This window comes from Streptomyces sp. NPDC006335, assembly GCF_040612795.1.
Classification (GTDB): Bacteria; Actinomycetota; Actinomycetes; order Streptomycetales; family Streptomycetaceae; genus Streptomyces.
This window is the reverse complement of the sequence record NZ_JBEXQX010000001.1, coordinates 773,167-796,587: the sequence shown is the minus strand read 5'-3', so window position 1 is coordinate 796,587 and position 23,421 is coordinate 773,167. Positions and strand designations below refer to the sequence as shown.

Annotated in this window: 22 protein-coding genes; 12 read left to right on the top strand and 10 right to left on the bottom strand. The window is 71.2% G+C overall.

Going from position 1 to position 23,421, the window contains the following annotated elements; all coding sequences use genetic code 11:
* The first annotated feature begins 124 nt into the window (after nt 1-124).
* From ABZ098_RS03635 to ABZ098_RS03620, 4 genes are all read left to right on the top strand, one after another.
* Nucleotides 125-1,663 carry a sugar ABC transporter ATP-binding protein gene (locus ABZ098_RS03635; protein ID WP_356586807.1) on the top strand — a complete coding sequence of 513 codons (1,539 nt, stop codon included), beginning with the start codon at nt 125-127 and terminating at the stop codon, nt 1,661-1,663.
* A complete protein-coding gene (locus ABZ098_RS03630; RefSeq protein WP_356586805.1) occupies nt 1,660-2,745 on the top strand; it encodes an ABC transporter permease in 1,086 nt (361 codons plus the stop codon). The genes ABZ098_RS03635 and ABZ098_RS03630 overlap by 4 nt, the downstream gene beginning before the upstream one ends.
* Nucleotides 2,745-3,776 (top strand): galactofuranose ABC transporter, permease protein YjfF, encoded by a 1,032-nt coding sequence (yjfF, locus tag ABZ098_RS03625; RefSeq protein ID WP_356586803.1) that lies wholly within the window; start codon nt 2,745-2,747, stop codon nt 3,774-3,776. The genes ABZ098_RS03630 and yjfF overlap by 1 nt, the downstream gene beginning before the upstream one ends.
* A 144-nt stretch (nt 3,777-3,920) precedes the next feature.
* Nucleotides 3,921-5,054 carry a hypothetical protein gene (locus tag ABZ098_RS03620; protein ID WP_356586801.1) on the top strand — a complete coding sequence of 378 codons (1,134 nt, stop codon included), beginning with the start codon at nt 3,921-3,923 and terminating at the stop codon, nt 5,052-5,054.
* 61 nt (nt 5,055-5,115) lie between these two features.
* Here ABZ098_RS03620 and ABZ098_RS03615 read toward each other — a convergent pair whose 3' ends face one another.
* Nucleotides 5,116-5,550, bottom strand: a complete 435-nt coding sequence (locus ABZ098_RS03615) for a MarR family transcriptional regulator (RefSeq protein WP_356586799.1) — start codon at nt 5,548-5,550, stop codon at nt 5,116-5,118.
* Between the two features lie 92 nt (nt 5,551-5,642).
* On the opposite strand from ABZ098_RS03615, the gene ABZ098_RS03610 reads away from it, so the two are divergent.
* The gene (locus ABZ098_RS03610; protein WP_356586797.1) at nt 5,643-6,641 is read left to right on the top strand and encodes an NADP-dependent oxidoreductase; all 999 of its coding nucleotides are present in this window, start codon (nt 5,643-5,645) and stop codon (nt 6,639-6,641) included.
* A 94-nt stretch (nt 6,642-6,735) separates the two neighbouring features.
* Entirely contained in the window at nt 6,736-7,155 is a 420-nt protein-coding gene (locus tag ABZ098_RS03605) for an organic hydroperoxide resistance protein (protein WP_356586795.1), read from the top strand.
* 64 nt (nt 7,156-7,219) lie between these two features.
* On the opposite strand, the gene ABZ098_RS03600 is transcribed toward ABZ098_RS03605, so the two are convergent.
* Both ABZ098_RS03600 and ABZ098_RS03595 read right to left on the bottom strand, forming a co-directional pair.
* Nucleotides 7,220-8,371 carry a serine hydrolase domain-containing protein gene (locus ABZ098_RS03600; protein ID WP_356586793.1) on the bottom strand — a complete coding sequence of 384 codons (1,152 nt, stop codon included), beginning with the start codon at nt 8,369-8,371 and terminating at the stop codon, nt 7,220-7,222.
* Between the two features lie 15 nt (nt 8,372-8,386).
* Complete coding sequence (locus ABZ098_RS03595; RefSeq protein ID WP_356586791.1) at nt 8,387-10,921, bottom strand: M14 family zinc carboxypeptidase; 2,535 nt, start codon at nt 10,919-10,921, stop codon at nt 8,387-8,389.
* Between the two features lie 172 nt (nt 10,922-11,093).
* Between ABZ098_RS03595 and ABZ098_RS03590 the strand changes: the two genes are divergently transcribed.
* Nucleotides 11,094-11,903 carry an EI24 domain-containing protein gene (locus ABZ098_RS03590; protein ID WP_356586790.1) on the top strand — a complete coding sequence of 270 codons (810 nt, stop codon included), beginning with the start codon at nt 11,094-11,096 and terminating at the stop codon, nt 11,901-11,903.
* Complete coding sequence (locus tag ABZ098_RS03585) at nt 11,887-12,348, top strand: GNAT family N-acetyltransferase (RefSeq protein WP_356586788.1); 462 nt, start codon at nt 11,887-11,889, stop codon at nt 12,346-12,348. Before ABZ098_RS03590 ends, ABZ098_RS03585 begins: the two co-directional genes overlap by 17 nt.
* Before the next feature lie 18 nt (nt 12,349-12,366).
* Here the strand turns inward: ABZ098_RS03585 and ABZ098_RS03580 are convergent, their stop codons facing one another.
* Both ABZ098_RS03580 and ABZ098_RS03575 read right to left on the bottom strand, forming a co-directional pair.
* Nucleotides 12,367-13,608, bottom strand: a complete 1,242-nt coding sequence (locus ABZ098_RS03580; protein WP_356586786.1) for a pyroglutamyl peptidase — start codon at nt 13,606-13,608, stop codon at nt 12,367-12,369.
* 75 nt (nt 13,609-13,683) lie between these two features.
* Nucleotides 13,684-14,640: a LysR family transcriptional regulator gene (locus tag ABZ098_RS03575; RefSeq protein WP_356586784.1), complete on the bottom strand. Its 957-nt coding sequence runs from the start codon at nt 14,638-14,640 to the stop codon at nt 13,684-13,686.
* 58 nt (nt 14,641-14,698) lie between these two features.
* On the opposite strand from ABZ098_RS03575, the gene ABZ098_RS03570 reads away from it, so the two are divergent.
* From ABZ098_RS03570 to ABZ098_RS03560, 3 genes are all read left to right on the top strand, one after another.
* Entirely contained in the window at nt 14,699-15,088 is a 390-nt protein-coding gene (locus ABZ098_RS03570; protein WP_356586783.1) for a RidA family protein, read from the top strand.
* Nucleotides 15,089-15,099: 11 nt separating this feature from the next.
* Nucleotides 15,100-15,432 carry a YrdB family protein gene (locus ABZ098_RS03565; RefSeq protein WP_356586781.1) on the top strand — a complete coding sequence of 111 codons (333 nt, stop codon included), beginning with the start codon at nt 15,100-15,102 and terminating at the stop codon, nt 15,430-15,432.
* A 90-nt stretch (nt 15,433-15,522) separates the two neighbouring features.
* A complete protein-coding gene (locus tag ABZ098_RS03560; RefSeq protein ID WP_356586780.1) occupies nt 15,523-17,964 on the top strand; it encodes a glycoside hydrolase family 3 C-terminal domain-containing protein in 2,442 nt (813 codons plus the stop codon).
* Nucleotides 17,965-18,037: 73 nt separating this feature from the next.
* On the opposite strand, the gene ABZ098_RS03555 is transcribed toward ABZ098_RS03560, so the two are convergent.
* Nucleotides 18,038-19,015 carry an aldose epimerase family protein gene (locus ABZ098_RS03555; RefSeq protein WP_356586778.1) on the bottom strand — a complete coding sequence of 326 codons (978 nt, stop codon included), beginning with the start codon at nt 19,013-19,015 and terminating at the stop codon, nt 18,038-18,040.
* 10 nt (nt 19,016-19,025) lie between these two features.
* Nucleotides 19,026-19,910, bottom strand: coding sequence for an SGNH/GDSL hydrolase family protein (locus tag ABZ098_RS03550; protein ID WP_356586776.1), 885 nt, complete (start codon nt 19,908-19,910; stop codon nt 19,026-19,028).
* 250 nt (nt 19,911-20,160) lie between these two features.
* Here ABZ098_RS03550 and ABZ098_RS03545 point away from each other — a divergent pair, with 250 nt between their 5' ends.
* A complete protein-coding gene (locus ABZ098_RS03545; protein ID WP_007381747.1) occupies nt 20,161-20,655 on the top strand; it encodes a DUF3145 domain-containing protein in 495 nt (164 codons plus the stop codon).
* Between the two features lie 69 nt (nt 20,656-20,724).
* Here the strand turns inward: ABZ098_RS03545 and ABZ098_RS03540 are convergent, their stop codons facing one another.
* From ABZ098_RS03540 to ABZ098_RS03530, 3 genes are all read right to left on the bottom strand, one after another.
* Complete coding sequence (locus ABZ098_RS03540; RefSeq protein ID WP_356586775.1) at nt 20,725-22,005, bottom strand: beta-ketoacyl-[acyl-carrier-protein] synthase family protein; 1,281 nt, start codon at nt 22,003-22,005, stop codon at nt 20,725-20,727.
* An 85-nt stretch (nt 22,006-22,090) separates the two neighbouring features.
* Nucleotides 22,091-22,339 carry an acyl carrier protein gene (locus tag ABZ098_RS03535; RefSeq protein ID WP_007381745.1) on the bottom strand — a complete coding sequence of 83 codons (249 nt, stop codon included), beginning with the start codon at nt 22,337-22,339 and terminating at the stop codon, nt 22,091-22,093.
* 78 nt (nt 22,340-22,417) lie between these two features.
* Entirely contained in the window at nt 22,418-23,413 is a 996-nt protein-coding gene (locus tag ABZ098_RS03530) for a ketoacyl-ACP synthase III (RefSeq protein WP_356586773.1), read from the bottom strand.
* Between the last annotated feature and the right edge of the window lie 8 nt (nt 23,414-23,421).

Genomic DNA, 23,421 nt, shown 5'->3' with positions numbered 1-23,421 from the left:
CACCGCGGTACCGACCGACCGCACTCACCGGCAGGGAGCCTCCGGCAGGCCGAGCACACCTCGGCTCAAGGAGGCTCCCCGCGGGCCGTGAACGAGATTCGACGAGTCCATGAGGAGCGCTGCCATGGCAGAGCCGCAGCCCGTCCTGGAGATGACGGGCATAGTCAAGGAGTTTCCGGGGGTAAGGGCTCTGTCGGGCGTCGACTTCCGGCTCTTCCCCGGCGAGATCCACGCCCTGATGGGCGAGAACGGGGCAGGGAAGTCCACTCTGATCAAGGTGCTGACCGGGGTCTACACCCTGGACGGCGGCACCATCACCCTCGACGGCGAGGCCGTGCACATCGGCAGCCCGCTGCAGGCGCAGCAGGCCGGCATCAGCACGGTCTACCAGGAGGTCAACCTCTGCCCCAACCTGTCGGTGGCGGAGAACATCTTCATCGGACGTGAGCCCACCCGCGCGGGCCGCATCCAGTGGAAGCGCATGCGCAAGGAGGCGGCGGAGCTCGTCGACCGCCTCGGCCTCGACATCGACGTCACCGCGCCGCTGTCCTCGTACCCCCTCGCGGTGCAGCAACTGGTCGCGATCGTACGGTCGGTGGGCACCGGTGACAGCGACGGCGAGGGCTCCGGCACCAAGGTCCTGGTCCTGGACGAGCCGACCTCCAGCCTCGACCGCGACGAGGTCCTCGAACTGTTCCGCCTGATGCGGCAGTTGAGGGACGAGGGCGTGGCGATCCTCTTCGTCTCCCACTTCCTCGACCAGATCTACGAGATCTGCGACCGCATGACCGTGCTGCGCAACGGCACCCTGGTGGGCGAGCACATGGTCCGCGACCTCGACCAGGTCGGGCTGATCGAGCTGATGATCGGCAAGGCCCTGGACCAGCTGGAGGAGCTCCACGACCACCAGCTCCGCGCGGACGTGGGCGAGTCGCTGATGAAGGCGGAGGGGCTCGGCCGGACCGGTGGCATCGCCCCCTTCGACCTGGACATCAAGAAGGGCGAGGTCGTCGGCCTGGCGGGCCTGCTCGGCTCCGGCCGCACCGAACTGGCCCGGCTGCTCTTCGGCGCCGACCAGCCGGACAGCGGCACGATGACCATCGGCGGCAAACAGGTCTCCATGAACGCCCCGAACGACGCCATCGGCGCCGGGGTCGCGTTCTGCTCGGAGAACCGCAAGACCGAGGGCCTGGTCCCGGATCTGACGGTCCGTGAGAACATCATCCTCGCCCTCCAGGCGGCCCGCGGCTGGACCCGGCCCATCCCCACCGCACAGCGCGACGAACTCGTCGCCAAGTACATCAAGGCGCTGGACATCCGCCCCGCCAACCCGGAGGCCAGGGTCGGCCAGTTGAGCGGCGGAAACCAGCAGAAGGTGCTTCTCGCCCGCTGGCTGATCACCCAGCCCAAGCTGCTGATCCTGGACGAGCCGACGCGCGGCATCGACATCGGTGCCAAGACGGAGATCCAGAAGCTGGTGGTCTCCCTCTCCGAGGACGGCATGTCCGTGCTCTACATCGCGGCCGAGCTGGAGGAGGTCCTCCGCCTCAGCCACACCATCGGGGTGCTGCGCGACCGCAAGCTGGTGGCACAGCTCACCAACGGGCCCGAGATCACCCCCAGCAAGATCCTCGAGACCATCGCGAGCGGAGAACACCAGTGACCACCACCTCCCGCTGGCGAGCGCTGACGCGTCATCACCTGTTCTGGCCGGTCGCGGTCCTGGTGGCCCTGCTGCTCGTCAACGTCCCCTTCACGCCCGACTTCTTCGCGATCCACATGACGAACGGCCACCTCTACGGCAGCCTCGTCTCGATCGTGCTGTTCGGCTCGCCCCTGATCCTGGTGGCGGTCGGCATGACCCTGGTCATCGCCACCGGCGGCATCGACCTCTCGGTCGGCGCCGTGGTCGCCATCACCGGGGCCCTGACCTGTTCGTACATCAGCGACCAGGCCGACCAGGGCGCCCTGTCCGCGGTGCTGCTCGCGATGGGCCTCGGCCTGATCGCGGCGGTGGTCTGCGGTCTGTGGAACGGCTTCCTCGTCGCCAGGATGGGCATCCAGCCCATCATCGCGACCCTCATCATCATGGTCGCAGGGCGCGGTGTCGCCCAGCTGATCACCGACGGCCAGATCATCACCATCAACAGCGAGCCCTACAAGCTCATCGGTGGCGGCTACTGGCTGACGCTGCCCTTCTCCATCTTCGTGGTGGCCGCGGTCGTGGCCGTCACCGTCCTGCTGACCCGCCGCACGGCCCTCGGTCTGCTCGTCGAGTCGGTGGGCGGCAACGCCGAGGCCAGCCGCCTGGTGGGCATCCGGTCGATGCGCATCAAGATCATGGTGTACGTGTTCTGCGCGGTGTGCGCGGGCATCGCGGGCCTGATGATCAGCTCCAACACCTCGGCGGCGGACGGCAACAACGCCGGCCTGTGGATCGAGCTCGACGCGATCCTCGCCGTCGTCATCGGCGGCACCTCGCTGCTCGGCGGACGCTTCTCCATCGGCGGCACGGTCATCGGCGCCCTGGTCATCCAGACCCTCACGACGACGATCTACACCATCGGCGTTCCCACCCAGACCAACCTGGTCTTCAAGGCAGCCGTCGTCATCGTCGTGTGCCTGCTCCAGTCCCCGAAGTTCCGCGCCAAGGTCTTCGGCGCCCGCGCGAAGGCGGCGGGCCCGGCAGCGCCCGCCGCGGTCGCCGAGCCCGCCGGCCCCGCTCCCAAGATGGAGGTGTCGTGATGAGTACGACCACCAGGACTCCCGCGACACCGGGCGCGCCGGAGCGTCGTACGACGTCCAGGTCCGCCCGTCTGCTCGGCGACCGACGGCTGCCCGTCCTGGTCACGGCCGCGCTGTTCCTCGTGATGTACATCGCGGGCCTGAGCCGCTACCAGAACTACGGCTTCGGCGACTCGCAGGTGTTCCTCAACCTGTTCATCGACAACGGCTATCTGCTGGTCGCCGCCGTCGGGGCCACCTTCGTCATCATGTCCGGCGGCATCGACCTGTCGGTGGGCTCGGTGATCGGCTTCACGACGATGCTCACGGCGTGGCTGGTGCAGGACGTGGGCCTGCCGCTGCTCCTGGTGATCCCGATATCCCTGGCCGTGGGAGCGTTCGGCGGCTTCCTCATGGGCTATGTGATCCACAACTTCGAGATCCAGCCGTTCATCGTGACGCTCGCCGGTCTCTTCCTCTTCCGGGGCCTGTGTCTGGTCATCAGCAAGGAGTCGATCGCCATCGACGACTCCGACGTGAGCAGCCTCGCCCAGACGCGAGTGCCGCTGGGCGTGGGGGAGTTGTCGATCGGCGCCGTCGTGGCCCTGGTCGTCCTGGCCGCGGCCTTCTACGTCCTGCACTACACCCGCTTCGGACGCCGGGTCTACGCCATCGGCGGCAACGAGCAGTCGGCCCTGCTGATGGGCCTCCCGCTGGGCGGCACGAAGATCGCGGTCTACACGATGAGCGGCTTCTGCTCGGCGCTGGCCGGCCTGCTCTTCATGCTCTACATCCAGTCCGGTGACCCGCTGCACGCCGTGGGCATGGAACTCGACGCGATCGCCGCGGTGGTCATCGGCGGCACCCTGCTGACGGGCGGCTCCGGCTACGTCCTGGGCACCCTCTTCGGCGTCCTCGTCCTCGGCCTGATCAAGAGCATCATCCAGTTCGAGGGCACGCTCAGCTCCTGGTGGACGAAGATCGCCACCGGGGTGCTGCTCTGCGCGTTCATCCTGATCCAGCGTGTGATGACGGCCCGTAAGAAAACCTGAGCCGACGGGGAACCGGCGATGTCGGTTTCGATGCGATGGGAGTGGAACATCCTCGACCACCGCACCGGAACGGCCGGTTCCCCACACAACCTTCACAGCTGTCTCTAGGAACGCTGCCGCTTGGGAACTTAATCTTCCCGCGTCATGGACTTCTGCCTCCCGTGCCGACGGCACCTCAACGGCGCCCTCGCCTGCCCGGGCTGCGGCACGTCGATCGAAGAGCTACGCGCGTACGCCCCCCGCGTACCGGCCCAGGCTCAGCCGCAGGAGCCTTCAACGACCCCGGTGTACGCGGCGTACGGAGCCGAGGAGCAGTACGGCGGCCCTTCCCTCGCGGGGGACGCGTACGCGGGCGGGACGGCTGTGTACGGCGGTCAGGGGATGGCCGGGGCGTATGTCACGGGGACCACTTCTCAGTACGGCGGGGGTGGCGACGAGGTCACGTCGTACGACGGAGACGGGCGCGGCCCCACCCTGTACGGCGGGGACGGTCGTGGTGCCGCCTCCCCCGCGGGCGATCCCGCAGGCGGCCGGTCGGCGGAGGCCGGGGCGGGCTACGGCTCGACCGGGACCGACACCGGCTCGGATGCCGACGTCGGGGCCGCCGTGAGTGACGGCGTGGCCGAGGGCGCGGCGGAGCCGACCGGTGGCCGGGCCTCGCGGCGGCGCGCGCGTGGCCGGAGTGCGGAGAGTGCCGAGGGCCCCGCTCCCTCCGCGCAACCCGGGAACACCCACGCCGACGAGTACGGCGAGTACGACGAGGAGGACCCCGACGACCCCACCGCCGGCGGAGCCAGTCGTCGTGATCGAAAAGCGGCGGCCCACCGTCGACGTCGCCGCAGGACCCTGCTGATCGCCGCCGGCTTCGTGCTCGCGGCCGGCGGTCTGAGCCTCGCGGAGCTGGGCATGGACGCCCCGGGATCCTCCCCCAAGCCGGCCGCCGCGGACGGGGATTCGGCCGAGGACGACACCTCCCCGAAGGCGAGCGAGTCGGCGTCGAAGGACGCCGGCACCGCGGGAGGCGCTCCCTCGGACTCGCCTTCCCCGTCGACCTCCGCGTCCCCGTCGCCCTCCGCGTCCAAGAGCGAGGACGCCGACGCGAGCAGAAGCCCCGACACCCAGTCGGCGACCACCGGGCCCCCCGGCGCGCCGACCCCCACCGCCACGCCCACGTCCACGAGCGGCGGCTCGGCCCCCACGGCCACCCCCACCACCGCGGCCCCGAGCCCGGACCCGTCCCCGTCGGAGTGCGACCGCTTCCTGTGGTGGTGCACGTGACGCCTCCGCTCATGCGAGGCGAAGGCGCGGCAGCCGGACGGGCGTGACTGCTCCACGGCCCCTACGCGTCCCGCATCCGTCGCAACAGATCCCGCAGTGACTCCCGCTCGTCGTGGGACAGCCCCGCCAGCGGCTCCCGGGCGAACCGCAACCCCTCGCGCAGGTCCCGGGCCACGTGAAGGCCCGCCTCCGTGGCCACCGCCACCTTGACCCGCCGGTCCGCCGGGTCGGGGCGCCGTTCCACCAGCCCGCGGGTCTCCAACCGGTCCACTATCCCGGTGACGTTCGACGGCTCGCACTTCAGTTTCTGGGCCAGTTTGCGCATGGGCAGCGGCTCCAGGGACAGCAGACTCAGCAGCCGCGCCTGCGCCCCGGTGAGGGCGTGCTCCGCGGCCGCGTCCTCGTAGTCCGAGTGGAAGCGGGCCACCACGTCCCCGATGAGCTCCACCACTTCCATGGTGAGCGCGTCGGGCCGGGTCTTGTGAGGAGTGGGCATGGGCTCCAGGGTACCCCTTTACTTGACAACCTGAAATATTCAGAGGCATGGTTGTTTCAGGTACTGAAGTAAATGGAAAGGTCGAAGGCATCATGATCAACCGCGAATGGCACCTCGTCTCCCGCCCGGTCGGCTGGCCGAAGCCCGAGGACTTCGCCCTGGTCGAAGCCGAGGTCCCGACCCCCGGTGCGGGCCAGGTGCTGGTCCGCAACAAGTACCTCTCCGTCGACCCGTACATGCGCGGCCGCATGAGCGCCGCGAAGTCGTACACCGCGCCCTTCGAGCTCGGCAAGGTCATGCAGGGCGGCGCGGTCGGCGAGGTCGTGGAGTCCAACGCCGAGGGCATCGCCGTGGGCGACCACGTCCTGCACTTCTTCGGCTGGCGCGAGTACGCGGCCATGGACGTGAAGCACGCCGTCAAGGTCGACGCGGACGCCGCCCCCCTGTCGACGTACCTCGGTGTCCTCGGCATGACCGGCCTCACCGCCTACGCCGGCCTCCTGCGTGTCGCCTCCTTCAAGGAGGGCGACTCGGTCTTCGTCTCCGGCGCCGCGGGTGCCGTCGGCAGCCAGGTCGGCCAGATCGCCAAGCTCAAGGGCGCCTCCCGGGTCATCGGCTCGGCGGGCTCGGACGACAAGGTCAAGCTGCTCGTCGAGGAGTACGGCTTCGACGCGGCCTTCAACTACAAGAACGGCAAGGTCAGCGACCAGCTGCGGGAGGCTGCCCCGGACGGTGTCGACGTCTACTTCGACAACGTCGGCGGTGACCACCTGGAGGCCGCCATCGGCTCGCTCAACCAGGGCGGACGGATCGCGGTCTGCGGCATGATCTCCGTCTACAACAACACCGAGGCCGCCCCCGGCCCGCGCAACCTCGCCCGTCTGATCCAGACCCGCGGCCGCATCGAGGGCTTCCTCGTGGGCGACCACTACGACCTCCAGCCGGAGTTCGTCTCCGAGGTCGGCCCGTGGGTGGCGTCCGGGCAGCTCAAGTACCGCGAGACGGTCGTCGAGGGCATCGAGAACAACCTGGAGGCGTTCCTCGGGGTCCTGCGCGGCGACAACACCGGAAAGATGATCGTCAAGCTCTGACCCTGTCCTGGATTTCCGGCATGCGGTAACTTCTTTCCGAATTCCGCCGCGATCGTGGGCGCGAGTCGCGGTGGACCGAGAGGAAGACAACCGCATGTCCATCCAGCAGACCGATGTCCTCTACACGGCCGTCGCCACCGCCGAGAACGGTCGCGACGGCCGTGTCGCCACCGACGACGGCAGGCTCGACGTGGTCGTCAACCCGCCCGAGCAGATGGGCGGCAGCGGCAGGGGCACCAACCCGGAGCAGCTCTTCGCCGCCGGGTACAGCGCCTGCTTCCAGGGCGCCCTCGGCGTCGTCGCCCGCCAGGAGAAGGCCGACATCTCCGGCTCGACGGTCACCGCGAAGGTCGGCATCGGCAAGAACACCGACGGTTTCGGACTGATCGTCGAGATCTCGGCGACCATCCCGAACGTCGACACGCAGACCGCGAAGGCCCTCCTCGAGAAGGCCCACCAGGTCTGCCCGTACTCGAAGGCGACCCACGGGAACATCTCCGTGACGCTCGTCTGACGGAGTCCGTCGGTCGTACGGGCGGAGGCGGCACCCCTGGACGTGGGGTGCCGCCTCCGTTCCGTCATGCCGTCAAGGCGGCTTGATGCACGGCCCGCACGAACCGCTCGTTCTCCGGCGCCGCCCCGCCCGGGAACGCCATCCGGCGCCGGGTGTAGCCGTAGGCCAGTCCGCTGCGCGGGTCGGCGAAGGCCTGCGAGCCGCCCGCGCCGCTGTGGCCGAAGGAACCGGCTCCGAGGAACGGGTGCCACATGTCGGCCGTGGCCTGGAAGCCCAGGCCGTAGGACTTGTGGGCGCGGGCCACCAGGTCGTAGCCCACGGAGTGGATCTGGCCCACCTCCGCGATGGTGTCCGGCTTCAACAGGGGCGGCCGGTCGGCGACTTCGCTGATCGCCGCCGCGTACATCCCGGCCAGCCCGCGCGCGGCGGCCACCCCGCCCGCCGACGCCGGGCCCTTCGCCCGTACGGCACGGGAGTTGGCGTAGCCCACCAGGTCGCCCGGGTCCGGCACCTGCTGGTTGAACGCGATCGCGGCCAGGGTGTGCGGACCGGTATGCGTCGCGTCCAGCTGGGCCTGCTGCGTGGCCGTCGGGGCCATCGGCTGCACGGAGCGGTAACGGGGCTCCAGGGCCTCGGGCAGCCCCAGGTGGAAGTCCAGCCCGTACGGCGCCCGTATCCGCTCCTCGTAGACCTCCTGGAGCGTCCGTCCGGTGGCCCGCCGGACGATCTCGCCGGTGAGGGCGCCGATCACGAGCGCGTGGTAGCCGAAGGCCGTGCCGGGACGCCAGAACGGCTTCTGGTCCGCGAGGCGTTCCGCCACCGCCCGGTCGTCCGCCAGCTCCTGCGCGGTGAACCCGGAGTCCAGTCCCACCACCCCGGCCCGGTGCGCCAGCAGTTCCCGCAGGGTCAGCTGGCCCTTGCCCTCGGCGGCGAACTCCGGCCAGTAGTAGGTCACTTTGCGGTCCAGCTCCAGCGTGCCCTCCTGGACGAGGAGTGCGACCACCAGATGGGCGGCACCCTTGGTCGACGAGAACACGCCGTACAGGCAGTCCGGTCCGGCACCCTCGCCGGCCCACAGGTCGACGACCTGCCTGCCGTGCACATACGCGCTCAACTGCCCCTCGTAGTCGGGCCGTTCGCCCGCCACGAAGGCGGCGAACTCCTCGCGCACCGCCTCGAAGCCGTTCGCGACGGTGCCGTGGATCTCCTGCGTCATCCGCTCTCCTCAACTTCAGCCGCTGCTCGCGCGTGCCATGGTGAACAACGCCCGTCCGACCTGGGCGAACTCCCCCTTGGGATGATCCCGGAAGAGTGGCTCGGTGCCGAACAGGACGGCTTGCGGGCCGCTGACGACCGAGGCCTGCCCGGCCGCGGCGGCGGGACCGCCGGAACCGTCCGGCAGGGGCCGCCAGTGCCCGGAGACCAGCGGGTTCCCGGCGGCGTACGCCTGCTCGACGCGCACCCCCGGCCCGAGGTCGGTGAACCAGACCGGCGCGTAGACGAACCCGTGGTCGGGGGAGCCCGGGGCCCCGGCCGTCACCGGTCCCGCATTCACCACGCGCACCACGCCGTTGGCGTCCCCGTTGCCCTCCACCGCCTTAGCGGCCAGCAGCCCCGTGTCAGCGCTCAGCCCGGCCCCGACGACCCCGCGTCCCACGAGTCCGTGCCCGGCGCCCAGGAAGGCGTCCAGGGCCGTACGGGCACGACTGGTGAGGGCGTCACGGTCCAGCCCCGCCGACACGAACAGCACGTCCACCGACGACCAGTCGAAACCGGCGTTCAGGACGGCCGTCGAGACCGGGGTGACCTCGAAGTTCATCTCCCGCAGCGCGAACAGCTCGCCGGGGGTCACGGCGGCGGCCACGCGGGTGCGGCGCAGTCCGGCCGTGCCCTTCTGCCTCGTCGCGTCGAAGACCACGTCGAAGGTGCGAGCGGCCTCGACGGCGAGGGCACGCGCCGACGCGGGCACGATCGCACTGCCGTCGGCGGCCCGCCGTACCGAAACACCCTGCCGGAGCAGCGAGTTGAGCGCCGCGATCTCCCGCGGGTCGGTCAGCCGCAGCCGCAGGTCGCCGCGCGGGGCGACGGAACCGACCCGCGCGGCGGCCCGGACGGGCCTCAGCGGCGCACCGGCCAGGCTCCCGGACGGCACCGGGGTGACCGTCGCGCCCCACAGCCGGCCCAGGCTCCAGCCCGAGATGTCGTACATCACCGAGACCTTGTCGCTGATGTCCCGGCCGTCCGCGAGCAGCGCGTTCGCCAAGCCCCGCTTCGGCTGGCGCATGTCGACCACGTACGTGCCCTTCGGGTACGTACGTCCGCCGAGCCGCAGCTCACGGCCGGCGCGGTCGACGCGGACGTCGTTGGCGAGCAGGTGGTCGACGAGACGGGCGGCCGCCGTCGAGCCCGACGGGATCACGTAGGCGCGCGGGAACCTGGTGGTGTACACGTCCTCGGGCCCGATGCCCGGCACCCCGGGGACCGTCTCCTCGGACACCGGCACCTGGGCGGCCCCCGCCGTCCCGCGCCGGAACACCTCGATCTGGTCGTCGATCAGCGAGGTCCGCCGCTCCCGCACGAAGTCGAGCGTCGCCGTGATGGCCGCCCCGGCCACCGCCGTGTTGATCGCGGACCGCCGCCGCAGTTCCGCCACGGGCAGGCTGTCGTACAGGGAGTTGTTGACGGCCAGCGGGATCTCCACGGTGTGCGCGGCGACCGTGCCGTGGAAGGCCGCGTACTGCGGGGTGAAGATCGGCGGCCAGTCGTCCCAGCCCTCCTCCTGGTCCCGGAAGGGGATCTGCGCCGGCTCGACACCGTCCTTCGCGGGCGTGTAACCGAGGCCGTTGACCGCGGACTCCATGCCGAGCGCGTTGGCGTAGGTGTTCTTCAGAAAGAGGTCGTACTCGTAGTTCTCGCCGTGCGGGGGAGTGGTGGGCTCGATCAGCGTGCCGTTGACGTAGCCGTGCAGGTCGAGCATGACGGCCGGCTGCTTGTCGATCTCGATCTGCCGCATCGCCCGCGTCTCGGGCTGCGAGGCGGTCACGAAGTCCCGGTTCAGATCGAAGCCGTTGGCGTTGGCCCGGGTGCCGGCGATACGGCCGTCGGGGTTGGCGGTGATGTTGAAGTACAGCCGGGAGTGGGCGAGCAGGTCCTTCGTGCGCTTGTCCCCGGCCGTCGCGAGTCGCTCGACGATCCTCAGGGAGGCGTCCGTGCCCTCCCACTCGTTGCCGTGGATGTTGTTGTTGAAGAACACCGGCGCCTTGTAACGCGCCTTGATCTCACGGGACTTGGCGGCGGTGGCGGGCGCGTTCTCGATGAGCTCGCGCATCCGCTCCTGGGCACGGGTCTCGGCGGTGGTCTCCGGCGCGGTCACGGTGACGAGGTAGAGCCGGTGCCCGCCCGCCGAACGCCCGGCGACCTCCACGCTCACCCGGTCGCCCAGCCGTTGCAGGGCGTTGAGCCTTGGCGCGATCGCGTGGTACGGCGTGAGGCCGAGCTTGACGGACCGGTCGGAGGGGTTCTCGGGGTCGGGCGTGAGGACCTGCCGGCGGGGATAGCCGCGGCTCGTGTCGGTGAAGCCGGTGACGGGGGCGGTGAGCGAGCGCCGGGCGGCGCTCTCCGGGGCCCGGGCCAGGCCCTGGTCGTGGGCGCGCTCGCGGGTGGGGGGCTCGGGGTCCGCGCTCGCGCCGGTCGGGGTGAGCAGCAGCGAGCCGGTGAGGGCGATGAGCAGGACGGGTCTCGCAGGAACGGTTCTCGTGGTGTGCACGCGTACCTCCTCCGGGGCTTCCTGAGATCGGTACGGCGAGATGTACCTGTTCGACTCAACCTCAACAAGAGGGAGTTCGTGGCGCGGATGCCCCGGATGGCGCAACTCGGGTGCCCGGACCGGGCATGCGGCCGTATCAGCGGCTCGTGGGGCACCCGATAGGCTGCGGGACATGCGTGATCTCGGGGCGGGTTTCCACTATCTCCTGAAGGGCCAGCGGTGGGTGGCCCGGCACGGCAAGCAGTACGGCTTCGGGCTGATCCCGGGCCTGATCACCCTGGTGCTGTACGTGGCGGCGCTGGTGGCCCTGGCGAACTGGGGCGAGGACGCGGTGTCCTGGGCGACTCCCTTCGCCGACGACTGGTCCAGCCCCTGGCAGGGCCTGTTCCGCGGGTTCCTCACCGCCGTCCTGTTCGCGCTGGCCCTCCTCCTCGCGGTGCTCACCTTCACGGCGGTCACCCTCCTCATCGGCCAGCCGTTCTACGAGAACCTCTCCGAGAAGGTCGACCGGGACGTCTCCCCGGACGGCACGGCCCCCGAGTCCGGTCTGCCGCTCTGGCGCGAACTGTGGATCTCGGCGAGGGACAGCCTGCGCATCGTGGTCCGGGCCCTGCTGTGGGCGGTCCTGCTCTTCGCCCTGGGCTTCGTCCCCGTCGTCGGTCAGACCGTGGTCCCGGTGATCGGCTTCTTCGTGACCGGCTTCTTCCTCACCGAGGAACTCACCGCGGTGGCCCTCCAGCGGCGGGGTGTGGACCTCCGCGCCCGCCTGGCCCTCCTGCGCTCCCGCAAGACCCTCGTCTGGGGCTTCGGCACCCCCCTCGGCCTGTCCTTCCTGGTCCCCTTCGTCGCGGTGTTCCTGATGCCGGGGGCGGTGGCGGGAGCCACGCTGATGGCACGGGAACTGCTGGGGGAGGAGACGCGGGACGGCGACCGGGACGAGGAGTCCGACGAGCGGACGGTCCCCGGTGAGCTCGGCAGCTGAGCCGACGGTCCGCCCTGCGACACGCACGGACGCGAACGCCGTGTTCCGGCTCCTGCGTGACTTCGCGACCACCTACCGCCCCGACCGAGCCCGCTACGAGGCCGTCACCTTCCCCGAGGTCCTTCGGGCCGCCGCCGAGCACCGGGCCGAATTCCTGGTCGCCGAGCGGGGGACACAAGTGGTCGGCTACGCCTACGCGGCCCGGATGCCGACCCTGTTCGCCGGCGGCACCGTCCTCGAACTCCTGGAACTCGCCGTGGACGCACCCCTGCGCGGCCACGGCACAGGCTCCCGGCTCGTCCGCGAGGTGCAGGACCGTGCACGGCGGGCGGGCGACACGGAGGTCACCGTGCCGACGCGCAGAGCCGTCGACTTCTACCGCCGGCTGGACTTCACCGAGACAGCGACCTTCCTGAAGTGGCCTGTTCCGGGCGCCGGTATGTAGCCGGGCCCCTCGGACCCCCTACGCCCCCACCGCCACCGAGACGATCGCCCGCACCTGCGCGATGATGTCGAGCCGGTTGCGCACGAACTCCGGATCGGTCACCGTCCCCGTCGCCGGATCCGTGTTCCCCGTCCCGAACTGCAGCACCGGCGTGTGCACATGACCGCCCGGCAGCACATCGTGCAGCCCCAGTCGGTCCCGCAGCAGCGTGGCCCGGTACGCGATCTCGTTGGACAGGTAGTCCCCGCCGCCGCCCGCCCTCGCCGTGGACCCCAGGGTCGGCCCGTCCGGACGCACGACCGGCTGCGTCCCGCCCGCCGGGATCTCGGTCACGCTCGTGTTGTCGTAGACGGGAAAGCGCCCGGTGTCCGCGTCCACGATGGCCTTGTACGGCAGCGTCGTGGTCGTCCACTGCGGCTGCGAGGCCGGCTCGGACACCGGGACCGTCCCCGTCACCCCGACGTTGTCGTTGTCCGCGAACCCGCCCCGCCAGGCCCCGTTGGTCCGCTCGACGTCGAACCGGCCCACCCGCCCCTGGCTCACGGTGGTGAAGAGGTCCACCCGCTTCAGATACGGCCGCAGCGCCCGCTCCACCGTCCCGTCCGTGAAGTCCTGCCACCGCACCGGGAACACCACGGTCTCCACCCGGGCCGGCCCGTCAGCGGTCTCGATCACCGTCCCGTCGAGCGCCAGCGCACTGGCCCCGGACGGATTCGAGATCCGTATGTCCCGGTCCAGCGTGAACGGGTCGAACCCGGTCACGAGCACCCGCTTCAGCCGCCCGCCCGCCGGGTACCGCACGGCCGTCTGCCCCCGCGAGGTCCGCTCCAACTCGTCCAGCAGGGCCGCCCGTTGCGTCTCGGACAGCCCGAACCGCGGCTCCCAGGTCCGCACCGCGCGCGTCATCCCCAACCGCGCCCAGTACAGGGGCCGGTCGTCGTCCCGGCTCAGGTCCCCACCGGCCGGCCCCCGCCCCTGCGCCCGGTCGACGGCCCGCTTCCACAGCGTCGCCCCCTGCCGTGCGACGACCCTGCGGGCCTCCGTGTAGGAGCGCGCCGACCCGAGCGCCCGCGTGAAACGCGGCGGCACGGCGTCGAAACCGGACCGTTCGAGGATCTCCCGCGGCACGGCCTGGTCGAGCCGCCGTTCCTCCACCGTGGGCGAGGGTGCGGCCGTGGCCGCCGCCGGGCTCGTGGAGACCGTGGGCCCCGCCAGCAGGGCCAGTCCGAGGATGCCGATCCGAACACGTAGGGAGGTCAAGGGAGTTCAGGTCCTTCCGTCGCTGTGGGGCGCGAGTGGTGCCGGACCACGGCAGTATCGCGTGAGCGCAGTGGTCTACGCCATGGGGAGTGACGTCCGGGGGATCCGCCCCGCCGCCTCCCGCAGCGCCCCGACGAACGCCTCCACGGCCGGAGAGGGCGACCGCCCCCGCGGTGTCGCCGCGTACACCGCCCGCGCCGGAGCCCTCTCGTCGAGCACCGGGAGCAGCACGACGTCCGGCCGTACGGACCCCGCGGCGAGCGCCGGGACCAGCGTCACACCGAGCCCGGCGGCGACGTACCCCTGCTTGGCGGTCCACTCGCCGACGACATGCGCGATCCGCGGCCGGAAGCCCTGCCGCAGGGCCGCGTCTAGGAGCGTCCCCTCGGCGCGCGCGCTCCCGGAGATCCAGTCGGCGTCCGCGAGCCGCCCGAGCCGCACCGGCCCGCCGCCCTCGGCCACCAGCGGATGCCCGGCCGGGACGGCGACGTACAGCGACTCGTCGAGCAGATGGCGCAGTTCGTACGCCGACAGCGGCGCCCCACCCGTCGTGGAGACGACCGCGAGATCCAGCCGCCCCTCGGTGAGCCGGTCCAGCAACGACGGGGTGAGCCCCTCCTCGCGGGAGACCCGCACGCCCGGATGACGGGCGCGGAAGACACCGAGGGCGTGCGGGACCAGGGCCGCGTCCGCGGTCGGGAACGCCCCGAACCGCAGCCGCCCGCCCGCCAGTTCTCGCAGCGCCGCCAGCTCCCGCGCAGCCGCGTGCAGCGCCCCGGTGACGGTCTGCGCGTACGGCACGAGCACCCGCCCCGCCTCCGTCAGGCGCACGCCCCGCGGCAGCCGGTCGAACAGCGGCGCCCCGCCCAACGCCCCCTCCAGCGAGGAGATCTGCCGGGACACCGCGGACTGGGTCCAGCCCAGCGTGTGCGCGGCCACCGTGAACGACTCGTGCCGGGCGACCTCCAGGAAGACCCGCAGCCAGACGGTGGCGAGATCGGGAGGCGGCTCCGTGCGATGCGGGTTCGGCATGGCAGCCATGCTGGACATTCGCTTGTCGCATCGCAAGGGCACACCTAGCGTCGACGGCATGCAGATCACCCTGGACAACCCCGCCGGCGCGCCCCAGCCCCTGAGCCCCTACTACTCCCAGGTCGCCCGCGTCGAACAGGCCGACGGCAGCGCCCTGTTGTTCGTCTCCGGCCAGATCGCCGAGGGCGCCACGCTCGCCGAGCAGTCCCGGGGCGTCTTCGAGACCCTGGCCGCGCTGCTGGCGGCGCACGGGGCGAGCCTGGCCCATGTCATCAACATCCGCACCTACCTCACGGACATCTCGGAGCTGGAGCAGTACGGCGCCGTACGACGGGAGTTCCTCACCGGCACCCCGCCCACCAGCATGACCTTCGAGGTGCCGCGGCTCTTCCGGCCCGAGGCGCGGATCGAGATCGAAGTCGTGGCGGCGGTGCCGGCCGGCGGGTGATACTGCGGCCCATGAAGGCAGCGAAGGCCGTGAACCTGGGCGTCATCTTCCTGATGGAACTCTGCGTCCTGGGATCCGTCTGGTACTACGCCTACCGCAGCGGCTCCGACGCCGCCCCGCTGGCCGCCCTCGCCGGAGTGGTCGCTCTCGGCTGGGCGTGGGGTCTGTTCGGCTCCCCGAGGGCGCGGTTCAAGCTCCACGGCGCCGCCCGGGTCGCCTTCGAGGTGCTCTGGTTCGGGGCGGGTGTCGTGCTGCTGTACGCCGCCGGGCAGCATGTCTGGGCGCTGGCCTTCGCGTGCGTGTGCGCGCTCAGCAAGACGCTCGCCGCGGCCTGGAGCCAGTGACTCTTCATTGACGGCCGCGGTCCCGATTGCTCCGCGGGCCGCCGAGGCAGGATGGGAGACGTCCACGGACTTCAACGAGGAGGAACCCCCATGGCGGCACCCGAGGGCACCACCCCCGCCGACCGGGCCCGCGAGGCGGCCGTCGAGACGGCACTGGCCGCGCTCGACCTCGACGCCAAGGCGAGGCTCCTGGCCGGCCAGGACATGTGGACCCTGCCCGCGCTCCCCGAGATCGGCCTGGACTCCCTCGTCATGTCCGACGGCCCGATCGGCGTCCGGGGCGTGCGCTGGAGCGCCGACGACCCGTCGATCGCCCTGCCCTCCCCGACCGCGCTCGCCGCCACCTGGGACCCGGAACTCGCCCGCAGGGCCGGCGTCCTCCTCGCCCAGGAGGCCCGCCGCAAGGGCGTCCACGTCCTGCTCGCCCCCACCGTCAACCTCCACCGCTCCCCGCTCGGCGGCCGTCACTTCGAGGCCTACAGCGAGGACCCGTACCTGACCGGGCGGATCGGCGCCGGGTACGTCACCGGCGTGCAGGAGGGCGGTGTCGGCACCACCGTCAAGCACTTCGTCGCCAACGACGCCGAGACCGACCGCTTCACGGTGAACAACCTGGTTTCCGAACGCGCCCTGCGCGAGCTGTACTTGGCGCCCTTCGAGCACATCGTCGAGCACGCCCGTCCGTGGGGCGTGATGACCGCCTACAACACGGTCAACGGCACGACGATGACCGAGCACCACCACCTCGTCAACGAAGTCCTGCGCGGCGAATGGGGCTTCGACGGCTGCAACGTCTCCGACTGGACGGCCGCCCGCTCCACCAAGGGTGCCATCGAGGGCGGCCTCGACATCGCCATGCCCGGCCCGACGACCGTCTACGGCGAAGCCCTCGCCCGGGCGGTCAGGGACGGCGAGGTCGAGGAGAGCACGGTCGACACCGCCGTACGCAATGTGCTGCGGCTCGCCGCCCGCGTCGGCGTCCTGGACGGCGCCGAACCCGTCGTCACCGACCTCCCGGACCCCGTCGACGGCATCGCGCTGGCCCGCGAGATAGCCCGTCGCGCCTTCGTCCTGGTCCGCAACCAGGGGGTGTTGCCGCTGAAGGCGGGCACGGTCGCCCTCGTCGGCGCCGCCGCCCGGGACGCCCGGGTGCTCGGCGGCGGCTCCGCCACCGTCTTCCCGGACCGCGTCGTCTCCCCGCTCGACGGCCTCACCGCCGCCCTGCCCGAGGGCACCCTGACCTACACCGTCGGCGCCGACCCCCACACCGAACTCGCCGTCGCCGACAAGGGGTTCACCCTCACCGCGGTCTGCCGGGACGCGGCCGGGAACGTCATCGGCACGGCGTCCGCCCCCAACGGCCAGATCCAGTGGATGGGTTCGGACCTCCCCGAGGGCGTCACCCACGACCGGCTCCACACCGTCGAGCTGACCGGCACGTTCACCCCGCGCGAGACCGGCACGCACACCTTCGGCATCAAGGGACTCGGCGCCTTCCGGTTGGTCGTCGACGGCACGACGTACTACGACGACGTCCAGCGCGCCGACAAGGACGACCCCTTCATCACCTTTTTCGGCGCCCCCGAGCCCCGCGCCGAGGTCCACCTGGCCGCCGGCGAACCGGTCGAGGTCTCCCTGACCCACGTCATGGCGGCCCTCCCCGAGGGCGTCCCGATGAAGGCCATCGTCTTCACCCTCGCCCACCAGGACCCGCGGCGCGACGCCGACGAGCTGATCGCCGAGGCCGTCGAGGCGGCCCGGAACGCCGACACGGCCGTCGTCGTGGTCGCCACCACCGAGCGCGTCGAGTCCGAGGGCTACGACCGCCGGGACCTCACGCTCCCGGGCCGCCAGGACGAGCTGGTCCGCGCGGTCGCCGCCGCCAACCCGAACACCGTCGTGGTCGTCAACTCCGGCTCCCCGGTGGAGCTGCCCTGGCGCGAGGACGTCGCCGCGATCCTGCTCGGCTGGTTCCCGGGCCAGGAGGGCGGCGCCGCCCTCGCCGACGTGCTGACCGGCGCCCACGAACCCGGCGGCCGCCTCCCCACCACCTGGGGAGCCCTGGCCGACGCCCCGGTCACCCGGGTCGCACCGGAGAACGGCGAACTGCCTTACTCCGAGGGCGTGTTCATCGGCTACGCCGCCTGGGAGAAGGAGCACCGCACCCCCGCCTACCCCTTCGGCCACGGCCTCGGCTACACCGACTGGACCTACGAGTCCGCCGAGGTCCGGGGCACCACCGTCCGGGTCCGGCTGCGCAACTCCGGCGCCCGCGCCGGCCGCGAGGTCGTCCAGGTCTACCTGGCGCCCGCCGAGCCCGACAGCGAACGCCCGGCCCGCCGGCTCGCCGGATTCGCGGGAGCCGAGGCCGGCCCCGGCGAGAGCGTCGAGGTCACCGTGGAGATCCCGCCCCGGGCCTTCCAGATCTGGGACGAGAAGACCTCGTCGTGGTCGCATGTGAAGGGTTCGTACGAAATCCAGGTGGGGCGCTCGATCGGGGACCGCCGGATCACCGTGACGATTAACGTCTGATCGCAGGGGGCAGACCCCCCTCACCAGCAGCCCCGGCCCGGGACCTGACCCCTGGGCCGGGGCTCGTGCGTACTCAGCGCGTGCCGAAGCCGTACACCGTCTCCGACCGGTACACCTCACCGGGCCGCAGCACCGTGCTCGGGAACTCCGGGCGGTTCGGGGAGTCGGGGAAGTGCTGGGTCTCCAGCGCGATGCCGTCGCCGGGCGCGAAGGGCCCGCTCAGATGGTCCCCGGTGTAGAGCTGGAGCCCCGGCTCGGTCGTCGCCACCGTCAGCACGCGTCCGGACGCGGGGTCGTACAACTCGGCGACCTCGACGGCCTGTTCGGTGATCCCCTTGTCGAGCACGAAGTTGTGGTCGTAGCCGGAGCCGACCTTGCGCGGCCGACGGAAGTCGAACCGGGTGTCCGCGACCTCCGCCACCCCGGTCGGGATAAGGTCCGCGTCGACCGGTGTGAACCGCGAGGCGTCGATACGCAGTTCGTGCCCGCCCGCGTTCCCGGACCCGGACCCGGCCAGGTTGAAGTAGCTGTGGTTGGTCAGGTTCACCAGGGTCGGCGCGTCGGTGACCGCCTCGTACGAGATCCGCAGCGCACCCGACTCGTCCAGGCTGTACGTCCCCGAGACCTCCAGGCGCCCCGGAAAGCCCTCCTCGCCGTGCGGGCTGACCCGGCTCAGCCGCACCCCGTGCGCACCGGCGGGCTCCATGTCCCACACCCGCTTGTCGAAGCCGTTCTCGCCGCCGTGCAGGGAGTTGGGCGCGTTGTTGGCCGCGAGGGGGTACGTCACCCCGTCCAGCTCGAAGCGGCCGCCCGCGATCCGGTTCGCGTACCGCCCGATCAAGGCGCCGAGATACGGACCGGAGTGCTCCAGGTACCCGTCCAGCCCGGCGAAGCCCAGCACCACGTCCGCCGCCCGCCCGTCCCGGTCCGGGACCTCGACCGACTGCACGATCCCGCCGTACGACAGGATCCGCACGCGCACACCCGCGCGCTCCAGGGTCCAGCGGTGCACCGGTGTGCCGTCGGGAAGCGTGGCGAAGAGTTCGTTCATGTGCGGAACTTTAGGACACGGACCTGACCTTGCGGTAAGCGATCTCCGCCAGCCGCGCCTGTCCGTTCACGCTCGGATGGAACCAGTCCCAGTGGCTGAGCTGGTCGGTGCCGAACCGGTAGTCGTACACCGCGCCCCCGTCGTACCGGCACCGCTCGTCCCGGGCGCACACCTCCTTCAGTACGGAGTTGTAGGCCTCCACCCGCTCCTGCACGGTGTCCCGCCGCTCGGTCGCCGCCGCGTCCAGGGCGTCCGCGTCGGCCAGCATCGACGGGCACACGCCCAGCTTCCACACCTGCTTGCCCATCGGGTTGGTGCGGCCCTGGGACCACAGCCGCTTGAGGTTCGGCACGCTCGCCACGTACACCTGCGCCTTGGGCGCCGTCTTCCGCAGCACGGCGAGCGCGTCCTCGAAGCCGGCCCGGAAGTCGGACACCGACGTCATCGCCGCCGTGGAGTCCCGGCAGGCGTCGTTGGCACCGACCATCACGGTGACCAGCGCCGGTGTGCGCGAGGCCGCCTGCGCCATCTGCGCCGGCAGATCGGCCATCCGCGACCCGGACACCGCGTAGTTCCAGCTCCGCTCGGCCGCCTTCGTCCGCCCCAGCAGCCGTACGGCCAGCGAGTCGACCTGGGTGCTGGCGCCGGTGGCCCAGGACACGTCGGGGCAGTCCTTGAGGATCCCGCAGGCGTCGAAGCCGCGGGTGATGGAGTCGCCGACGGCGGCGATCGACGCCGGGCTGCTGTCCCACGCCGGGGTCGGCTTCGGCGAGGGCTTGGCCTCCCGGCTCGGCCCCGCCGAGTCACCGCCCACGGCGTCACAGCCGGCGACACCCAAAACAGCCGCCGTCAGAACGGCGACGACGGCCCGCGAGCGGTGGCCCTGCTTCCGCATCCGTGGTGTTCCCCTCGTGAAATGGTGGTCCTCTCATGACAACGCACGGGAGTTCCCGGTGGCCCCGAGGGAACGATCGGTACCCGTACTAGCGTCCTGCCGGGTGAATGGCGGGCGTTTCGGGGCACCGGGACCGACGGTACGTCACACTCCTTGCGCCGCCGCACGGTAGCCTCGCCATCAACGTGGCTGCCCGCCATCGCCGCCATGCCAGCCAGCAAGACTTGTCCCGCTCTGCCCGGAGGTCCCGGTGACGACACGTGGAGTTCTGTACGTGCACTCCGCGCCGCGCGCGCTGTGCCCGCACGTCGAGTGGGCCGTCGCCGGGGTGCTCGGCACACGCGTCAACCTCGACTGGATCCGGCAGCCGGCCGCGCCGGGCACCTGGCGCTCGGAGTTCTCCTGGAAGGGCGAGGTCGGCACCGCGTCCAAGCTCGCCTCGGCCCTCAGAGGCTGGCACCTGCTGCGCTTCGAGGTCACGGCCGAGCCCTGCCCCACCGCGGAGGGCGAGCGCTACAGCTGCACCCCCGAGCTCGGCATCTTCCACGCCGTCACCGGCATCCACGGCGACATCCTGATCCCGGAGGACCGCCTGCGCGCGGCCCTGACCCGCTCGCAGCGCGGCGAGACGGACCTGGAGGCCGAGCTCGCCAAGCTCCTCGGCAAGCCCTGGGACGACGAGCTGGAGCCGTTCCGGTACGCCGGCGAGGGCGCCCCGGTCCGCTGGCTGCACCAGGTCGTCTGATTCCCGCGCACCCATGCTGAAGGGCCCCCACCGGCCGGTGGGGGCCCTTCAGTTGCGTACAGACGATTCTCAGACCGTACGGAACGCCAGTACGACGTTGTGCCCGCCGAACCCGAACGAGTCGTTCAGCGCGGCGATACGGCCCTCCACGGGCAGCTTGCGCGCCTCGCCGCGGACGACGTCGGCGTTGGCCTCCGCCTCCGGGTCGAGGTTCTCGACGTTGATGGTCGGCGGAGCCACCCGGTGGTACAGGGCGAGGACGGTCGCGACCGTCTCCACGCCGCCCGCGCCACCGAGCAGGTGACCGGTCATCGACTTGGTGGCGGACACGGCGATGTGGTCGGTGTCGTCGCCGAAGACCTTGCGCAGCGCCTTGAGCTCGGCGATGTCACCGGCCGGGGTCGACGTGGCGTGCGCGTTGACGTGCACGATCTCCGCCGGGTCCAGGTCGGTGCTGTCCAGCAGGTGCTGGAGGGCGTGCGAGATGCCGCGGCCCTCCGGCTCCGGCTGCACGATGTCGTGCGCGTCGGCGGAGATGCCCTGCCCGACCGCCTCGGCGTACACCCGCGCACCGCGCTTGGCGGCGTGCTCGGCGGACTCCAGGACGACGACACCGGCACCCTCGCCGAGGACGAACCCGTCCCGGGCCACGTCGTAGGGACGCGAGGCGCCCTCGGGGTCCTCGTTGTTCTTGGACATCGCCATCATGTTGCCGAACGCGGCGATGGGCAGCGGGTGGATCGCCGCCTCCGTACCACCGGCGACGACCACGTCGGCGCGGCCGGTCCGGATCATCTCGATGGCGTAGCCGATGGCCTCGGCGCCCGACGCGCAGGCGGAGACCGGGGTGTGCACACCCGCGCGGGCGCCGACGAGCAGACCCACGTTGGCCGAGGGGCCGTTCGGCATCAGCATCGGCACGGTGTGCGGGGAGACGCGGCGGACGCCCTTCTCCTTGAGCACGTCGTACTGGTCGAGCAGGGTCGTCACACCGCCGATGCCGGAGGCGATGACGGCGCCGAGACGGTCGGGGTCGACCGCGCCGACCGAGCCGTCCTCACCGGCCTTGCCCTCGAAACCGGCGTCGGCCCACGCCTCCTTGGCCGCGACCAGCGCGAACTGCGCCGAGCGGTCGAGGCGGCGGGCCTGCGGACGGGGAATGACCTCGGTCGGTTCGACCGCGATCTGCGCGGCGATACGGACCGCCTGGTCGGCGGCCCACTCCTGCTCCAGGGGCTTGACGCCGGACTTGCCGGCGACCAGACCCTCCCAGGTAGAGGCTGCGTCGCCACCCAGCGGTGTGGTTGCGCCGATACCGGTGACGACCACGGTGCGATTGGTCGGGCTCACGGGAACTCTTTCTCCAACGTTACGAGGATTAAGCGGCGCCACCGCCGGGTGGCGGGGCCGGTCAGCGTCCGACCCGAGCAGGGACTCAGGCCTGGTGCTTGAGGATGTAGTCGGTGGCGTCGCCGACCGTCTTGAGGTTCTTGACGTCGTCGTCCGGGATCTTGACGTCGAAGCGCTCTTCGGCGGCGACGACGACCTCGACCATGGAGAGCGAGTCGACGTCCAGGTCGTCGGTGAAGGACTTGTCCAGCTGGACGTCCTCAACCGGGATGCCGGCGATCTCGTTCACGATGTCGGCGAGACCGGCGACGATCTCTTCCTGAGTGGCGGCCATGGTGGCGCTCCTTCGTTTTCTTTATCAGAGGGTTGGCAGTGCTTCCCGTCCCGGACCGGTTGATCCGGCACGGAGTGCCTAGGGGAGGGTAACGACAGTGGCGGCGTAGACGAGACCCGCCCCGAATCCGATGACGAGCGCGGTGTCGCCGCTCTTCGCCTCGCCGGTCGCCAGGAGCCGCTCCATCGCGAGCGGGATCGAGGCGGCCGAGGTGTTGCCTGTGGTGCGTACGTCCCGCGCGACCGTGACGTGCTCCGGCAGCTTCAGCGTCTTCACCATCGAGTCGATGATCCGCTCGTTGGCCTGGTGCGGAATGAAGACGTCCAGGTCGGCCGGGGCGATCCCGGCCGCGTCCAGCGCCTGCTGGGCGACCTTCGCCATCTCGAACACGGCCCAGCGGAAGACCGCCTGGCCCTCCTGCGTGATCGCGGGGAACTTGCCCGTGGAGTCGTACTCGGTCCACGCCACGGTCTGCTTGATGGTCTCGGACTTGTCGCCCTCGGAGCCCCAGACGGTGGGTCCGATCGCGGGCTCCTTGGAGGGACCCACGACGACCGCGCCGGCACCGTCGCCGAACAGGAAGGCCGTGGCACGGTCCTCCAGGTCGGTCAGGTCGGACAGCCGCTCCACGCCGATGACGAGGACGTACTCCGCCGAGCCCTCGACGATCATGCCCTTGGCGAGGGTGAGGCCGTAGCCGAAGCCCGCGCAGCCCGCCGAGATGTCGAAGGCGGCGGCCTTGTCCGTGCCCAGCTTGTCGGCGATCTCCGTCGCCACGGCCGGGGTCTGCTTGAAGTGCGAGACGGTCGAGACGATCACGCCGCCGATCTGCTCGGCGGAGATCCCGGCGTCGGCGATCGCCTTGCCGGACGCCTCGATCGACATCGCGGCGACGGTCTCCTCGGCGTTCGCCCAGTGCCGGGTCTGGATGCCGGAGCGCGAGCGGATCCACTCGTCGGACGAGTCGATCGTCTCGAGGATCACCTCGTTCGGCACGACCCGGGTCGGGCGGTAACCGCCGACACCGAGGATGCGCGCGTACGGGGCGCCCTTGCTGGGCTTGATCTTCGACATGCTCTCGT

Bases quoted from the DNA above. Each gene is read 5' to 3' on its own strand.
- ABZ098_RS03575 (WP_356586784.1), bottom strand. From the start codon at position 14,640: ATGCCGAACCCGCATCGCACGGAGCCGCCTCCCGATCTCGCCACCGTC.
- ABZ098_RS03590 (WP_356586790.1), top strand. From the start codon at position 11,094: ATGCGTGATCTCGGGGCGGGTTTCCACTATCTCCTGAAGGGCCAGCGG.
- ABZ098_RS03615 (WP_356586799.1), bottom strand. From the start codon at position 5,550: ATGCCCACTCCTCACAAGACCCGGCCCGACGCGCTCACCATGGAAGTG.
- ABZ098_RS03570 (WP_356586783.1), top strand. From the start codon at position 14,699: ATGCAGATCACCCTGGACAACCCCGCCGGCGCGCCCCAGCCCCTGAGC.
- ABZ098_RS03560 (WP_356586780.1), top strand. From the start codon at position 15,523: ATGGCGGCACCCGAGGGCACCACCCCCGCCGACCGGGCCCGCGAGGCG.
- ABZ098_RS03610 (WP_356586797.1), top strand. From the start codon at position 5,643: ATGATCAACCGCGAATGGCACCTCGTCTCCCGCCCGGTCGGCTGGCCG.
- ABZ098_RS03530 (WP_356586773.1), bottom strand. From the start codon at position 23,413: ATGTCGAAGATCAAGCCCAGCAAGGGCGCCCCGTACGCGCGCATCCTC.
- ABZ098_RS03600 (WP_356586793.1), bottom strand. From the start codon at position 8,371: ATGACGCAGGAGATCCACGGCACCGTCGCGAACGGCTTCGAGGCGGTG.
- yjfF (WP_356586803.1), top strand. From the start codon at position 2,745: ATGAGTACGACCACCAGGACTCCCGCGACACCGGGCGCGCCGGAGCGT.
- ABZ098_RS03550 (WP_356586776.1), bottom strand. From the start codon at position 19,910: ATGCGGAAGCAGGGCCACCGCTCGCGGGCCGTCGTCGCCGTTCTGACG.
- ABZ098_RS03605 (WP_356586795.1), top strand. From the start codon at position 6,736: ATGTCCATCCAGCAGACCGATGTCCTCTACACGGCCGTCGCCACCGCC.
- ABZ098_RS03535 (WP_007381745.1), bottom strand. From the start codon at position 22,339: ATGGCCGCCACTCAGGAAGAGATCGTCGCCGGTCTCGCCGACATCGTG.
- ABZ098_RS03620 (WP_356586801.1), top strand. From the start codon at position 3,921: ATGGACTTCTGCCTCCCGTGCCGACGGCACCTCAACGGCGCCCTCGCC.
- ABZ098_RS03555 (WP_356586778.1), bottom strand. From the start codon at position 19,015: ATGAACGAACTCTTCGCCACGCTTCCCGACGGCACACCGGTGCACCGC.
- ABZ098_RS03635 (WP_356586807.1), top strand. From the start codon at position 125: ATGGCAGAGCCGCAGCCCGTCCTGGAGATGACGGGCATAGTCAAGGAG.
- ABZ098_RS03565 (WP_356586781.1), top strand. From the start codon at position 15,100: ATGAAGGCAGCGAAGGCCGTGAACCTGGGCGTCATCTTCCTGATGGAA.